This is a genomic window from Streptomyces sp. NPDC102514, assembly GCF_055584525.1.
The window spans coordinates 549,875-564,981 of the sequence record NZ_JBVJLW010000002.1 but is presented as its reverse complement, the minus strand read 5'-3'; the positions used below and the strand labels follow the sequence as shown (position 1 = coordinate 564,981).

The 15,107-nt window shown below is 71.0% G+C and carries 11 protein-coding genes; 10 read left to right on the top strand and 1 reads right to left on the bottom strand.

Features of this window, described 5'->3' with window-relative positions; translation table 11 throughout:
* Nucleotides 1-83 precede the first annotated feature (83 nt).
* The 10 genes from ACZ60E_RS07405 to ACZ60E_RS07360 all read left to right on the top strand — a co-directional run bounded on the left by ACZ60E_RS07405 (nt 84) and on the right by ACZ60E_RS07360 (nt 13,452).
* Nucleotides 84-2,645, top strand: a complete 2,562-nt coding sequence (locus ACZ60E_RS07405) for a PQQ-dependent sugar dehydrogenase (protein ID WP_469438898.1) — start codon at nt 84-86, stop codon at nt 2,643-2,645.
* 35 nt (nt 2,646-2,680) lie between these two features.
* A complete protein-coding gene (locus tag ACZ60E_RS07400; RefSeq protein WP_469438897.1) occupies nt 2,681-4,066 on the top strand; it encodes a ThuA domain-containing protein in 1,386 nt (461 codons plus the stop codon).
* A 123-nt stretch (nt 4,067-4,189) separates the two neighbouring features.
* Entirely contained in the window at nt 4,190-5,401 is a 1,212-nt protein-coding gene (locus ACZ60E_RS07395) for an inositol-3-phosphate synthase (RefSeq protein WP_469438896.1), read from the top strand.
* Nucleotides 5,402-5,694: 293 nt separating this feature from the next.
* On the top strand, nt 5,695-6,798 hold the full coding sequence (locus ACZ60E_RS07390) for an SCO3242 family prenyltransferase (protein WP_469439010.1): 1,104 nt from the start codon (nt 5,695-5,697) through the stop codon (nt 6,796-6,798).
* Nucleotides 6,795-7,775, top strand: a complete 981-nt coding sequence (locus ACZ60E_RS07385; RefSeq protein WP_469438895.1) for a sugar phosphate isomerase/epimerase family protein — start codon at nt 6,795-6,797, stop codon at nt 7,773-7,775. Before ACZ60E_RS07390 ends, ACZ60E_RS07385 begins: the two co-directional genes overlap by 4 nt.
* On the top strand, nt 7,772-8,509 hold the full coding sequence (locus tag ACZ60E_RS07380; RefSeq protein WP_469438894.1) for an EboA domain-containing protein: 738 nt from the start codon (nt 7,772-7,774) through the stop codon (nt 8,507-8,509). The genes ACZ60E_RS07385 and ACZ60E_RS07380 overlap by 4 nt, the downstream gene beginning before the upstream one ends.
* Nucleotides 8,509-9,414 carry a TatD family hydrolase gene (locus ACZ60E_RS07375; protein WP_469438893.1) on the top strand — a complete coding sequence of 302 codons (906 nt, stop codon included), beginning with the start codon at nt 8,509-8,511 and terminating at the stop codon, nt 9,412-9,414. The genes ACZ60E_RS07380 and ACZ60E_RS07375 overlap by 1 nt, the downstream gene beginning before the upstream one ends.
* A gap of 3 nt (nt 9,415-9,417) precedes the next feature.
* The gene (gene eboE, locus ACZ60E_RS07370; RefSeq protein WP_469438892.1) at nt 9,418-10,587 is read left to right on the top strand and encodes a metabolite traffic protein EboE; all 1,170 of its coding nucleotides are present in this window, start codon (nt 9,418-9,420) and stop codon (nt 10,585-10,587) included.
* A gap of 89 nt (nt 10,588-10,676) precedes the next feature.
* Nucleotides 10,677-12,083: a nucleotide pyrophosphatase/phosphodiesterase family protein gene (locus ACZ60E_RS07365; RefSeq protein WP_469439009.1), complete on the top strand. Its 1,407-nt coding sequence runs from the start codon at nt 10,677-10,679 to the stop codon at nt 12,081-12,083.
* A gap of 187 nt (nt 12,084-12,270) precedes the next feature.
* The gene (locus ACZ60E_RS07360) at nt 12,271-13,452 is read left to right on the top strand and encodes a sugar phosphate isomerase/epimerase family protein (RefSeq protein ID WP_469438891.1); all 1,182 of its coding nucleotides are present in this window, start codon (nt 12,271-12,273) and stop codon (nt 13,450-13,452) included.
* 238 nt (nt 13,453-13,690) lie between these two features.
* Here the strand turns inward: ACZ60E_RS07360 and ACZ60E_RS07355 are convergent, their stop codons facing one another.
* A complete protein-coding gene (locus ACZ60E_RS07355; protein WP_384804738.1) occupies nt 13,691-15,079 on the bottom strand; it encodes an OFA family MFS transporter in 1,389 nt (462 codons plus the stop codon).
* Between the last annotated feature and the right edge of the window lie 28 nt (nt 15,080-15,107).

Below are 15,107 nucleotides of genomic sequence, written 5' to 3'. Positions count from 1 at the left end.
CCTCGCAGAGTTCTCTCCGGGGTGACGGCGCACCCCGGCGTATCGCACCCGCATGTACCACCAGCCCCATTCTGGAGGCACCCGTGCACGCGAACGACCCCACCAGCACCAATAGAACCGACAGCCACAGAGCCGAGAGTCACAGAGCCGACAGCCATGGCTCCGACAGTCGCCGAGGCCGCCCGAAGATACGGGTCCGCAAGGCGCTGGCCCTGCTCACCGGCGCACTCCTCGCCGGTGCCTCACTCACCCTCGCCACACCCCCGGCGGGCGCGGCCACCGCGGACCCGGGCGCGGCGCCCGCCGCGCCGGTCGCCGCGGAGGACTTCCAGCAGGTCACCCTCGCCAAGGGCGAGCCCGAGACCGGCGAGCCCATGTCGCTCGCCGTCCTCCCGGACCGCTCGGTGCTGCACACCTCGCGCGACGGCGAGCTGCGGATCACCGACAGCGCGGGCAACACCCGCCTGGCCGGCAAGCTCGACGTCTACTCGCACGACGAGGAAGGCCTGCAGGGCGTCGGCATCGACCCCGGCTTCGCCGACAACCGCTTCATCTACCTCTACTACGCCCCGCCGCTCGACACCCCGGCGGGCGACGCCCCCGAGACGGGCACCGCGGCCGACTTCGCGCCCTTCGACGGCGTCAACCGCCTCTCGCGCTTCGTCCTGAACGCCGACGGCACCCTCGACAACGCCAGCGAGAAGAAGGTCCTCGACGTCCCCGCGACCCGCGGCATCTGCTGCCACGTCGGCGGCGACATCGACTTCGACGCGGACGGCAACCTCTACCTGTCGACCGGCGACGACTCCAACCCGTTCCAGTCGGACGGCTACGCGCCCATCGACGAGCGCGCCGACCGCAACCCCGTCTTCGACGCCCAGCGCACCTCCGGCAACACCAACGACCTGCGCGGCAAGATCCTGCGCGTCAAGGTGAACGCCGACGGCTCGTACGGCATCCCTGACGGCAACCTCTTCGCGCCCGGCACGGACAAGACGCGGCCCGAGATCTACGCGATGGGCTTCCGCAACCCGTTCCGCTTCAGCGTCGACAAGAAGACCGGCATCCTCTACGTCGGTGACTACGGCCCGGACGCCGGTGCCGCGGACCCCGCGCGCGGCCCCGCAGGACAGGTCGAGTTCGCCCGCGTGACCGAGCCCGGCAACTTCGGCTGGCCGTACTGCACCGGCGACAACGACGCCTACGTCGACTACGACTTCGCCACGAAGACCTCGGGTGCCGCCTTCGACTGCGCCGCGCCCAAGAACACCTCGCCGAACAACACCGGTCTCACCGACCTGCCGCCGGCCCAGGCCGCCTGGATCCCCTACGACGGCGGTTCCGTGCCCGAGTTCGGCACCGGCTCCGAGTCCCCGATGGGCGGACCGGTCTACCACTTCGACCCCTCCCTCGACTCGCCGGTCAAGTTCCCCGAGGCGTACGACGGCGACTTCTTCGCCGGTGAGTTCGGCCGCCGCTGGATCAAGCGGATCTCGTCGGACGGCGACGGCACCGTGCAGTCCATCAACGACGTGCCGTGGACCGGCACCCAGGTCATGGACATGGCCTTCGGCCCGGACGGCGCGCTCTACGTCCTCGACTACGGCGTGTCCTGGTTCGGCGGCGACGAGAACTCCGCCCTGTACCGCATCGAGAACGCCACCGACGGCCACTCGCCCGTCGCCCAGGCCACGGCCGACAAACAGTCCGGACAGGCGCCTTTGAAGGTCACGTTCTCCTCGGCCGGCTCCACGGACGCCGACGGCGACACCCTCACGTACAGCTGGGACTTCGGCGACGGCGGCACATCCACCTCGGCCAACCCGACGTACAAGTACAAGACGAACGGCACCTACACCGCGACCCTGACGGCGAAGGACCCCGACGGCCGCACCGGCAGCTCCAGCGTGCAGATCGTCGTCGGCAACACCGCGCCCAAGGTGACGCTCCAACTCCCCGAGGACGGCCAGCTGTTCGCCTTCGGTGACGCGGTGCCCTTCAAGGTGAAGGTGACCGACCCGGAGGACGGCACCATCGACTGTGCCAAGGTGAAGGTCACCTTCGTCCTCGGCCACGACAGCCACGGCCACCCGGTGACCTCGGCGAACGGCTGCTCCGGCACCATCCAGACCAGCGCCGACGGCGGCCACGACGAGGACGCCAACATCTTCGGTGTCTTCGACGCGGAGTACACCGACGGCGGAGGCGGCGGCCAGCAGGCGCTCACCACCCACGACCAGTCCGTCGTCCAGCCCAAGCACCGCCAGGCCGAGCACTTCGGCACGTCCGAGGGCGTGACCGTCACGGCCAGGACCGGCGCACACGGCGGCAAGACCGTCGGTGACATCAACAACAAGGACTGGATCTCCTTCGAGCCGTACGTCCTGAGCAACGCCACGAAGCTCACGGCACGCGTCTCCTCCGCGGGCACGGGCGGCAAACTCGAAGTCCGCGCGGGCTCGCCCACCGGACGCCTCCTGGGCAGCGCGACCGTCCCGGTGACCGGCGGCTGGGAGACCTTCCAGGACGTCACCGCCTCCCTGTCCAAGGCACCGCGCGGCACGACCACGCTCTACCTCGTCTTCAAGGGGCGTGGCACCGGGGCCCTGTACGACGTGGACGACTTCACCTTCACGACCCGCTGACCGCCGATCCGCTGATTCGCTGAGGGAGGTCTTTCATGCGAGCAACTGGCCGTACCGTGACCGCGGTGGTCGGCGCCGCCCTGCTCATCGGGTGTGTGTCGGGCCCGGCGGCGTCGAAGGGACCGAACGGGCCGAAGGGGCACTCGGCCGGCGACCGGGTCCTGGTGTTCTCCGAGACCGCCGGGTTCCGGCACGACTCCATCCCCGAGGGCATCGCCGCGGTGAAGGCCCTCGGAGCCGAACACGGCTTCGCGGTCGACGCCACCGAGGACTCGCGCGCCTTCTCCGCGCGAAACCTCGCCCGGTACGACGCCGTGGTGTTCCTCTCCACGACCGGGGACGTCCTCACCGACGGACAGCAGAAGGCGTTCGAGCGGTACATCGGGCAAGGCGGCGGTTACGTGGGCATCCACGCCGCCGCCGACACCGAGTACGACTGGGAGTTCTACGGCGGCCTCGCCGGCGCCTGGTTCCAGTCGCACCCGGCGATCCAGCCCGCCCGCGTCGAGGTCGAGGACCGGGCCCACCCGGCCACCTCGCACCTCGGGGAGTCCTGGAACCGCACGGACGAGTGGTACAACTACCGCTCCAACCCGCGCGACCGGGCCCATGTACTGGCCTCGCTCGACGAGTCGTCGTACACCGGCGGCACGATGAGCGGCGACCATCCGATCGCCTGGTGCCAGGAGTACCGGGGCGGCCGTTCCTTCTACACGGGCAGCGGCCACACCAAGGAGTCGTACGCCGATCCCGCCTTCCGGCAGCATCTGCTGGGCGGCATCCGCTGGGCCGTCGGCGACACCCAGGCCGACTGCCGTCCGGAGAAGGGCTACACGCCCCTCTTCGACGGGAGTGCCGAGTCGCTGGCCGACTGGAAGCAGGCGGGACCTGGTGCGTTCTCGCTCTCGGACGACGGGACACTCACGTCGTCCGGCGGCCTGGGCATGCTCTGGTACGGCGCCTCGGAGTTCACCTCGTACTCGCTGAAACTCGACTGGAGGATGGCGAGTTCCTCCGGTGACGACAACTCCGGTGTCTTCGTGGGCTTCCCGGCCTCCGACGACCCGTGGTCGGCCGTCGACAACGGGTACGAGATCCAGATCGACGCGACCGACGCCCCCGACCGCACCACCGGGGCCGTGTACAGCTTCCAGTCCGCCGACATCAAGAAGCGCGACCGTGCGCTGAACCCGCCGGGGGAGTGGAACACGTACGAGATCCGCGTGGAGGGCGAACGACTCCGCGTCTGGCTCAACGGCGTGAAGATCAACGACTACACCAACACCGATCCGGCGCGGAGCCTGCGGGACGGTCATGTCGGCATCCAGAACCACGGTGCCGACGACCGGGTGTCCTTCCGCGACGTCCGGATCAAGCAACTGCCGGTGCGATCGGTGCGAACCGCCGCACAGGGCGATTGAGCGGCGGCGGGCGGGGGACGCCGGACCCCCGCCCGCCGTCTTGACCTCTCCACCTCCACCCTCCGGCACCGGCTTTTCCGCGTTGCGTTCGCGCCGAGTTCGCGTTTGAGAGGGAGGCTGCCCATGTCCGCCGAACCGTCTGTTTCCCCTTCTCGGGTCGGAGTGTGGCTGATCGGAGCGCGAGGCTCCGTCGCCACGACCGCCGTCGCGGGCTGCGCGGCCGTCACGGCCGGGCTCCATCCACCGACCGGCATGGTGACCGAGACCGGCGCCTTCCACGAGGCCGGCCTGCCCTCCCTGCCCTCGCTCGTCTTCGGCGGCCACGACGTCGTCGACTGCCCACTCCCGAAAAGGGCCGAGTCCCTCGCCGCGGGCGGTGTCCTGCCCCACGACCTCCCGTCCGCCGTCGGTGCCGAACTGGCCGCCGCCGACCGGGAGATCAGGATCGGCGGCCCTCTCCCCGGCGACACCCGGACCGAGGACGAACTGATCGAGGCCCTCGCCCAGGACATCCGCGACTTCGCCCACCGGAGCGGCGTCGCCAGAACCGTCGTCGTCAACGTGTCCTCCACGGAACCCGTCCCCGAGGGCGACGCCCTCCCCGCCAGCTCCCTGTACGCCGCCGCCGCACTGCGGGCCGGCTGCCCGTACGTCAACTTCACACCGTCCGCAGGCCTGCACCACCCGCGCCTCGCACCGGCGGCGGCCTCGTCCGGACTGCCGTACGCCGGCCGCGACGGCAAGACCGGCCAGACCCTGCTGCGGTCGGTCCTCGGCCCGATGTTCGCGCAGCGCGCGCTCGCCGTCCGTGCCTGGTCCGGTACGAACCTGCTGGGCGGCGGTGACGGCGCGGCCCTCGCCGACCCGGCCGCCGCAGCCGCCAAGAACGCCGGCAAGGAACGCGTCCTCGCCGACACCCTCGGCACGGTCCCCGAGGGCGAGACCCACATCGACGACGTACCGTCCCTCGGCGACTGGAAGACCGCCTGGGACCACATCGCCTTCGACGGCTTCCTCGGCACCCGGATGGTCCTCCAGACGACCTGGCAGGGCTGCGACTCCTCCCTCGCCGCCCCCCTGATCCTGGACCTGGCCCGCCTGGTCGCCCGCGCCCACGAGCTGGGCGTCTCGGGCCCGGTCGCCGAACTCGGCTTCTACTTCAAGGACCCGGTGGGGGAGGGCCCCGCGTCCCTGGGCGAGCAGTACGCCCACCTCATCGGCTTCGCCGACCGCCTGCGCGAACTCGCGCAACCGCCGGGGCGGGGGGTTCCCGCGGCGGACCACGCGAACCCGGACGGCACGACCCCGCAAGGGACAGCGGGGGAGCCCCGATGACCGGCTTGCGCGGGCTGATACGACCCGGACGGGGTGCGGGACCCGGGGCCAGTGGTGGGCCCGGGGCACGTGGCGCGTCCGGGGCGGGGGGTGGGTCCGGATGGCGGGAGCGGCTCGGGTGGCCCGCCGGGCAGGGGACACCGAACGGCTCCGGTCCCGGAACACCACGACGGCCCGAAGCCGTCGCTGTCGCCGTCGCGGGGGCACCGCGGCAGCCCGACGCCGAGCCGACCGCGACCGCGACTGCTACTGCGACTGCTGCGCCGAAGACAGGGCCGGCTGGGCAGTCGCCGATACCGGGGCAGCGGCCAAGGCCTGGTCCGCGCCCGGCGGGTTCGGGACTGCGCGCCTGGGTGGAACTCCTGCGCCTGCCCGCCCTGTTCACCGTCCCCGGCGACGCGCTCGCGGGCGCCGCCGCAGCGGGGGTCCGCCCGAACCCCCGAACCCTGCTCGCCATCGGTTCCTCCCTCTGCCTGTACGAAGCCGGTATGGCTCTCAACGACTGGGCCGACCGCGCCGAGGACGCCGTCGACCGCCCGCACCGCCCGCTGCCCTCCGGCCGGGTGAAGCCGGCCGCCGCCCTCGCGGCAGCCGGGGGCCTGACCCTGGCGGGCCTGGCCCTCGCGTCCCGCGCGGGCCGCCGACCGCTCGCGGTCGCCGGCGCCCTGGCGGCCACGGTCTGGTCGTACGACCTGGTCCTCAAACGCACGCCCGCGGGCCCCGTGGCGATGGCCGCGGCCCGGGGCCTGGACCTCCTCCTCGGCGGGGTGGCCTCGGGCGGCGACACCCGCAAGGCGGTGCCGTCCGCCCTGACCCTGGCCACCCACACCCTGGCCGTTACCACGGTCTCCCGGCACGAGACCCAGGGCGGCTCCGCCTGGGCCCCGCTGACCGCCCTGGCCACGACGACAGCCCTGACCTGGTCCCTGACACGCGACAACCGGACGAACGCCGACCTGTCCCGCGATGACCTGTCACGCGCCGACCGCACGCGCGCCGCCCTGACGCGTGACGACCTGACACGTGACGACCGGAGGGGCGCCACCCGTACGAACGCCACCCGTACCGGCGGCCGGCTGCTGGAGCACGCCCCGCCGGGCGCTCCCAGCCTCAGGCACCCCCCTCCTCCCAGGTCCAGGGGAGTCACCCTGAACATCGCCACCTTGAGCGGAGCACTCACCACCCTCTACGCCGTGACCTCCGCCCGCCCCCTCCTCCATGCCGCCCTCAACCCGTCGCCCCCACTGACACAGAGGGCCGTCGGCGGCGGAATCCGCGCCATGATCCCGCTCCAGGCGGCCCTCGCCGCCCGTTCCGGAGCCCCCGTCACGGCCCTGCTGACGGCAGCCCTCGCCCCGGCCGCCCGCAGGTTCAGCCGAAAGGTGAGCGTGACATGACCCCTCCGCCGAGCCCTCTGCCGAGCCCTGCCCCCGCCGCCCGGCCGACCTCCCACCCCCTCCGCTTCTCCTACGGCACCAACGGTCTGACCGACCTGCGCCTGGACGACGCCCTCTCCCTTCTCGCCGACCTCGGTTACGACGGCGTGGGACTGACCCTCGACCACATGCACCTCGACCCGTTCGCTCCCGGCCTCGCCGCCCGCACCCACGGGATCGCCCGCAGGCTGGACGAACTGGGCCTGGGCGTCACCCTGGAGACCGGCGCCCGCTACGTGCTCGACCCCAGGCGCAAGCACGGCCCGTCCCTGCTCGACCCGGACCCGGACGAGCGGGCCCGGCGCGTCGACCTCCTCGTCCGTGCCGTCCGGATCGCGGGCGACCTCGGCGCCCACGCGGTGCACTGCTTCAGCGGCGTCCTCCCGAAGGAGGAGTCCGGAGCGGTCGCCGAGGACACCGCCTGGAAGCGTCTCGCCGAAGCACTCACCCCCGTCCTCGACGTGGCCACCGACGCCGGAATCCCCCTGGCCGTCGAACCCGAACCCGGTCACCTCCTCGCCACCCTCGACGACTTCCACCGTCTGCGCACCACACTCGGCAGCCCCGACGCCCTCGGACTCACCCTCGACATCGGCCACTGCCAGTGCCTCGAACCGCAGTCACCCGCCGACTGCGTACGCGCCGCCGCGCCCTGGCTGAAGCACGTCCAGATCGAGGACATGCGCCGCAGCGTCCACGAACACCTCCCCTTCGGCGACGGCGAGATCGACTTCCCGCCCGTACTCGAAGCCCTCGCCGCCGTGGGCTACCAGGGCCTGGTCTCCGTCGAACTGCCCCGCCACTCCCACGCCGGCCCTCATTTCGCCCAGCAGTCCCTCCCGTTCCTCCGGCACGCGGCCTCGTCCTTCGTCCCCCAGGGCCTCCCTGACCACCCCCGGCCGGCCGCCGAAGGCGTCCTTGAAGGGAGAACCTCGTGAACGACCTCCACGACGCCCCCGGTGCCGCCCGCACCCCCTTCCCGGCGGAGACCCCGCCCGCCCTCACCACGCTGCACGCCCGCCTGAACTCCGTCCTCGGCGGCGCCGCCCGGGCCTGGCTCGACCAGGCCCTCGACGAGGCTGCCGCCCACCCGGGCACCCACGGCCCCATCTCCGTATGGGAGTTGCGCATCGCCGAGGCGGGCCGGCGCTGCGGACCCGAGTACGCGGAGGCGGCCCGCGTGCTCCTCCTGTACGCGGCCCGAGCCGACGCCCCCACACTCGCCCGCGTCTACCGCCAGGGCACCGCCGACGAACGCCGGGCCGTCCTGGAGGCACTGCCTCACCTGGTGACCGGACCCGAGGGCCTGCCGGTCGTCGAGGACGCCCTGCGCACCAACGACACCCGGCTGGTGGCCGCAGCCGTCGGCCCGTACGCCGCCCGGCACCTGGACGCCCACAACTGGCGGCACGCCGTCCTGAAGTGCCTGTTCACCGGGGTGCCCGTGGACGCCGTTGCCGACCTCCCCGACCGGGCCCGCGACGACGCCGAACTCGCCCGCATGCTCGGCGACTACGCCGCAGAACGCACCGCCGCCGACCGTCCCGTCCCCCACGACCTGCACCGCGTCCTGGCCCTCACCGGGCACCCGGCCACCCCCACCGGAACCGACACACCGGGGGACCCGACCACCCCCGACGGTGTGCGCGGCACCGAAGGCAAGGAGTCCTGATGCGCATCTTCGACCCCCACATCCACATGACGTCACGGACCACCGACGACTACGAGGCCATGCACGACGCCGGCGTCCGTGCCGTCGTCGAACCCGCCTTCTGGCTGGGGCAGCCGCGCACCTCACCCGCCTCCTTCTTCGACTACTTCGACGCCCTCCTCGGCTGGGAGCCCTTCCGTGCGGCCCAGTACGGCATCGCCCACCACTGCACCATCGCCCTGAACCCCAAGGAGGCCAACGACCCGCGCTGCATGCCCGTCCTCGACGAACTGCCCCGCTATCTCGTCAAGGACCACGTGGTGGCCGTCGGCGAGATCGGCTACGACTCGATGACGCCCGCCGAGGACACCGCGCTGGCCGCACAGCTCCAGCTCGCCGCCGAGTACGCGCTGCCCGCGCTGGTCCACACGCCCCACCGCGACAAGCTGGCGGGCCTGCGCCGCACCCTCGACGTGGTCCGGGAGTCCGCACTGCCCATGGACCACGTCCTGATCGACCACCTCAACGAGACGACGGTCAAGGAGGCCAAGGACGGCGGCTGCTGGCTCGGCTTCTCGGTCTATCCGGACACCAAGATGGACGAGGAGCGGATGGTCGCGGTCCTGCAGGAGTACGGACCGGAGAAGGTGCTGGTCAACTCCGCGGCCGACTGGGGCAAGAGCGATCCCCTGAAGACCCGCAAGGTCGCCGACGCCCTGCTGAAGGCCGGGTTCACCGAGGACGACGTCGACCAGGTGCTGTGGCGCAACCCCGTCGCCTTCTACGGCCTCAGCGGGCGCCTCGATCTCGACATCGCCGGCACGGACGCCACCCACGAAGGCAACTCCATCCTCCGAGGAGTCCCGAAATCCACCCCGGAAACCCCGACCGGGACCGGGACCGAGCCCGCGACCACGGAGGCGTGACCGATGCGCTTCCGCCACCCCGACGGCTCCACCGTCCACCTCGCCTACTGCACCAACGTGCACCCCGCGGAAACCCTCGCCGGGGTCCGCGCCCAGCTCCGCGACCACTGCGAACCCGTGCGCAAGCGGCTCGGCCGCGACCGGCTCGGCATCGGCCTGTGGCTCGCCAAGGACGCCGCCCGCGCTCTCGTCACCGACCCGTCCGCCCTGCGCGGCCTGCGTGCGGAACTCGACAGCCGAGGCCTCGAAGTCGTCACCCTCAACGGCTTCCCCTATGAGGGCTTCGGTGCCGAGGAGGTCAAGTACCGCGTCTACAAGCCGGACTGGGCCGACCCCGAACGCCTCGACCACACGACGGCCCTCGCCCGCCTGCTCGCCGGACTGCTCCCCGACGATGTCACCGAGGGCACCATCTCCACCCTGCCGCTCGCCTGGCGCACCGTGTACGACGACGACCGCGCCGCCCTGGCCCACACGGCCCTGCGCACGCTCGCCGAACGACTCGACGCACTGGAGGAGCTGACCGGCCGCTCCATCCGCATCGGCCTGGAACCGGAACCCGGCTGCACCGTCGAGACCACGGCCGACGCCATCGCCCCGCTCGCCGCCATCGGCCGCGACCGCATCGGCATCTGCGTCGACACCTGCCACCTCGCCACCTCCTTCGAAGATCCGCACACCGCCCTGGACCGGCTGGCCGCCGCCGGCGTCCCTGTCGTCAAGTCCCAGCTGTCGGCCGCCCTGCACGCCGAACACCCTCACCTCCCCGAAGTCCGCGAGGCCCTCGCCGCCTTCGACGAACCCCGCTTCCTGCACCAGACCCGCACCCTCACCGCCGCCGGGCTCCGCGGCACCGACGACCTCGGCGAGGCCATCAAGGAGGACGCGCTGCCCGACGCCTCCCCGTGGCGAGCCCACTTCCACGTGCCGCTGCACGCGGCCCCCGCCGCGCCCCTCACCTCCACGCTGCCCGTACTCAAGGACACGCTGACCCGGCTGGTCGGCGGCCCGCAGCCGCTCACCCACCACCTTGAGGTCGAGACCTACACCTGGCAGGCGCTCCCGCCGGAACTGCGCCCCCGGGCACGGGCCCAGCTCGCCGACGGCATCGCCGCCGAACTCATGCTCGTCCGCGACCTGTTGACGGACCTCGGCCTGAAGGAGCTGCCGTGAGCATCCCCGAATCCCCGGCCGAGACCGGGGCCGCGACCGAGTCCGGGACCGTGACCTCGTCGCCGGCCGCCGACGCAGCCGAGCCCCGGATCGAGCCGACTGCCACCGCCGCCGCCCCGTCTTCCCCCACTCCCCTCCTCGTCCTGGACGTGGTCGGCCTCACCCCCCGGCTCCTCGATCACATGCCCCACCTCAAGTCCCTGGCCCAGTCCGGCTCCAAGGCCCACCTGGGGACCGTCCTGCCCGCCGTCACCTGTGCCGCCCAGTCCACGTTCCTGACCGGCACCCACCCCTCCGAGCACGGCATCGTCGGCAACGGCTGGTACTTCCGCGACCTCGGTGACGTCCTGCTGTGGCGCCAGCACAACGGCCTGGTGTCCGGGGACAAGATCTGGGACGCCGCCCGACGCGTCCATCCCGACTACACGGTCGCCAACATCTGCTGGTGGTACGCCATGGGCGCCGACACCGACATCACCATCACCCCCCGTCCGGTCTACTACGCCGACGGCCGCAAGGAACCCGACTGCTACACCCGGCCCCCGGCCCTGCACGACGAACTCACCGAGAAATTCGGCACGTTCCCGCTCTTCCACTTCTGGGGTCCCGGCGCCGACCTCGTCTCCAGCCAGTGGATCATCGACGCCACCCGTCACGTCATCGCCACCCGCCGGCCGGACCTGACCCTCTGCTACCTCCCTCATCTCGACTACGACCTGCAGCGCTTCGGCCCCGACGACCCGCGCTCCCTGAAAGCGGCCGCGGACCTGGACGCGGCCCTGGCCCCACTGCTCGACGACGCCCGCGCGGAAGGCCGTACCGTCGTCGCCCTGTCCGAGTACGGCATCACCCGCGCGGACCGTCCCGTCGACATCAACCGCGCACTGCGCCGCGCCGGACTCCTTGAGGTGCACACCCAGGACGGCATGGAGTACCTCGACCCGATGACGTCACGGGCCTTCGCCGTCGCCGACCACCAGATCGCCCATGTCTATGTGCGCCGCCCCGAGGACATGGAAGCCACCAGGGCGGCGCTCGCCGACCTGCCCGGCATCGAGCAACTCCTCGACGACGAGGGCAAGAAGACCCATCACCTCGACCATCCCCGCTCCGGCGAACTGGTCGCCGTCGCGGAGCCGGACGCCTGGTTCACGTACTACTACTGGCTCGACGACGCCCGCGCGCCCGACTTCGCGCAGCTCGTCGAGATCCATCGCAAACCCGGCTACGACCCGGTCGAGCTCTTCATGGATCCGCTCGACCCGTACGTCAAGGTCAAGGCCGCGGGCGCGCTGGCCCGCAAGAAGCTCGGCATGCGCTACCGCATGGCGGTCGTGCCCCTCGATCCCTCACCTATTCGAGGCAGCCACGGCCGCCTCCCCCTGAGCGACGACGAAGGTCCGCTCATCATCTGCTCCACCCCCCGCGCTGTCGGCGACCGCGTCGCGGCCACCGATGTGAAATCCCTGCTGCTCGATCTGGCCGGCCTCGGGTGACAGCACCCGGGAACGACCGGACGGGCGAACACGAAAAGTGAAACACACGGCACCGACACCGTGCCCGGCCTGTGGATAACTCTCGTACGCCTCGCCGTTTCCCCTGGCCAGAGGCTTACCGTCCCAGCCGGACGCCGATCCCGCACACGGCCGTACACGGTCGTGCACCAACCGAAAGAGAGACACCGTGACCGCGTTCAACGACGAATCCGGATCCGGCGACGCCCTGCGCCGCACGCTCGGCGTCCACCGCCGCCGCTTCCTCAGCACCTGCACCGCCGTCGCCGCCGGGGCGGTCGCCGCCCCGGTGCTGGGAGCCTCACCCGCCCTGGCCCAGGACCGGGGCAGAGGCCACGGCCACGGCCATGACCACGGTCACGGCCGCGGGCACGTCCTCGTCCCGGCGGGCAAGCGCGGCATCATCCTCTACACCGTCCGTGACGCCACGGCCCGCGACCCGCTCGCCTCGGACCTGCCCTCCGGCTTCCGCGAGGTGTTCAAGCAGCTGGCCCGTCACGGGTACCGCCAGGTGGAGTTCGCCGGTTACAACCAGCACGCCAACGCACCCGGCGGTGCCAGCCTGGAGTCCGTCGCCGGCGCCAGGCTGCTGCGCTCCTGGCTCGACGAGTACGGGCTGCGCGCTCAGGGCAACCACGGCTTCATACCGCCCTCCTGGCCGCTGACCAGCGCCGACCTGGACACCTTCAAGAAGCACCTGGAGATCGCCAACATCCTCGGCATGGACCACATGGGCACCGGTGGCGACCCCACCGGCAGCTCCTACCGCGCCGACTGGGACGTGGCGGCCGAGAAGTGGAACGCGCTGGGCAAGATCGCCCGCCGCGAGGGCATCAAGCTGTACACGCACAACCACGACGCGGCGTACGGCTTCCTGCTCGACGGGGGCCCGCTGGACGCACAGGGCCGGCCCACACGCAGCTCCGGCATCCGCAAGCTGGAGTACTTCCTGAAGGTCACCGACCCGAAGCTGGTCTGGCTGGAGATGGACATCTTCTGGGCGCACGTGGCCCAGTACAAGTTCCACACCTACACCGCCCACGACGGCTCCACCCGCGAGAAGGTCTTCGACCCGGCGGGGCTCGTCTCCCGTCACAACAAGCGCTACCCGCTGTTCCACGCCAAGGACGGTGTCGTGAGCACCACCAACGGCATGGGCTACGACATGGTGCCCTTCGGAACAGGCGTCATCGACTACACCACGTTCTTCTCGCGGGTCGGCGAGCGGAACTACCACAACCCGATGGTCGAGGACGACAACTCGCCCAGTGCCACCGACCCGGCGCAGTCGCTGCGCGAGGCCAAGATCAGTTACGACAACCTCGCGGCCCTGCGCGCCAAGAAGCACTGACCCGGGGCGCGTCCCGCACGCACCCCGCACGGCGCAGTCCGGACGTACAACAGCCGGACATGCAAAGGCCGGACGTACAACGGCCGTACGTACAACAGCCGGACGTACCACGGCCGGACGTACAACAGGCGGTCCTTCCCACGCACTGTCGTGGGGAGGACCGCCGTCGTTCTCAAGAACTGAAGCGGATCTCGGGGTTTCCGGATGTCGGGGACGGATGCGGCGTGGGGAACACCGGTCAGGCCATCTCCTCACCGATGGGGTGCGGGTTGGGTACGACGCTCTTGGCGCTGGGACGGCCGGGAGCCCGCAGGAAGAGCGCCAGGACCGCGGAGCCGAGGCCGATGCTGCCGGCCAGTGCGAAGGCGCCCCCGTAGCCCCAGGCGCTCACGACGATCGCCCCCACGCCGGAGCCGACGAGACCGGAGATGAGCTTGGAGCTGTAGACCATGCCGTAGTTGGAGGCGTTGTTGTTCTCTCCGAAGTAGTCCGCCGTCATCGCCGCGAACAGCGGGAAGATAGCGCCGCCGCCGAAGCCGGAGATCATCGAGCAGACCAGGAAGAACGGCATCGAGCCCAGGTTCCCGGAGAAGAACACGCCGAACTGCGAGCAGCCGAGCACGACACAGACGATGACGAGGGTGTTCCGGCGGCCGTAGCGGTCCGAGATCCAGCCGATGACACCCCGTCCGGTGCCGTTCACGATGGCCTTGAGCGACATGGCGGTGGCCACGATGCCGCCGGCGAACCCCATCTCCTTTCCGAAGGGGACCTGCATGGCGATACCGAAGATGTTGATGCCGGCCGTGCACAGCAGACAGAACCACATCATCCACAGCACGGGCGTCCTGGCTGCCTCGCGCGGTGTGTACTGCTTGACCGCCGGCGGGTTCTTCGCCAGCGCCCGTACGACCCGCGGGTCGGTCGAGGTCTTCAGCGGGTCCACGTGCGCGGGCCACCAGTTCTTCGGCGGGTCCTTGAAGAACCAGCCGGCGAACGCGACGACCGTGCAGCAGATCACGCCTACGAAGACGAGCACCGTCTCGTAGTTGGACAGGTCCATGTACGAGGTGAACAGGAACACGAAGGGCACGGAGCCGTAGGCGAAACCGCCGTTGACCATGCCGGTCTTGCCGCCCTTGCGCTCCGGATACCACTTGCCGACCATGTTCACACAGGTCGCGTAGACGAGTCCGGCGCCGATGCCGCTGAACATGCCGAAGCCTATGTAGGCGACGATCACATGTGGCGCGAACGCCAGCGAGAGATAGCCCAGAAGTGTGCCGCACGCGCCCAGCATCATGGCGTACCGCGCGGGGAGCCGTCCGCTCTCGCGCAGTTGGCCGGCCGGGAAGGCCACGGCCGCCTGGAAGAAGATCCAGACGCCCATCAGCCAGAAGATGTGCCCACTGTTCCAGAGGTGGGCCTCGTGCAGGGTGTCCTCGGCGGAGGTGAACGCGTACTCCGAGGAGCTGATGCCGAGCATGCCCATCCAAGGGAAGAGCACCATGGTCCAGCGTGGTCGCCCCATGATGTCCCGGTCGGTCTCGCCGATCCGGTAAAGGCGGCCGTTGCGGTCCGTCACCTCCCTGTAGGGGACGGGTGTAGTGAAGTCGGTGGTTGTCATGTCTCGTAGCACCCCTTGCGTCGAAAGA

What these genes read in the sequence shown, in the direction of transcription:
- ACZ60E_RS07385 (WP_469438895.1), top strand. Translation starts at nt 6,795, where the DNA reads ATGACCCCTCCGCCGAGCCCTCTGCCGAGCCCTGCCCCCGCCGCCCGG.
- ACZ60E_RS07400 (WP_469438897.1), top strand. Translation starts at nt 2,681, where the DNA reads ATGCGAGCAACTGGCCGTACCGTGACCGCGGTGGTCGGCGCCGCCCTG.
- ACZ60E_RS07375 (WP_469438893.1), top strand. Translation starts at nt 8,509, where the DNA reads ATGCGCATCTTCGACCCCCACATCCACATGACGTCACGGACCACCGAC.
- ACZ60E_RS07355 (WP_384804738.1), bottom strand. Translation starts at nt 15,079, where the DNA reads ATGACAACCACCGACTTCACTACACCCGTCCCCTACAGGGAGGTGACG.
- ACZ60E_RS07395 (WP_469438896.1), top strand. Translation starts at nt 4,190, where the DNA reads ATGTCCGCCGAACCGTCTGTTTCCCCTTCTCGGGTCGGAGTGTGGCTG.
- eboE (WP_469438892.1), top strand. Translation starts at nt 9,418, where the DNA reads ATGCGCTTCCGCCACCCCGACGGCTCCACCGTCCACCTCGCCTACTGC.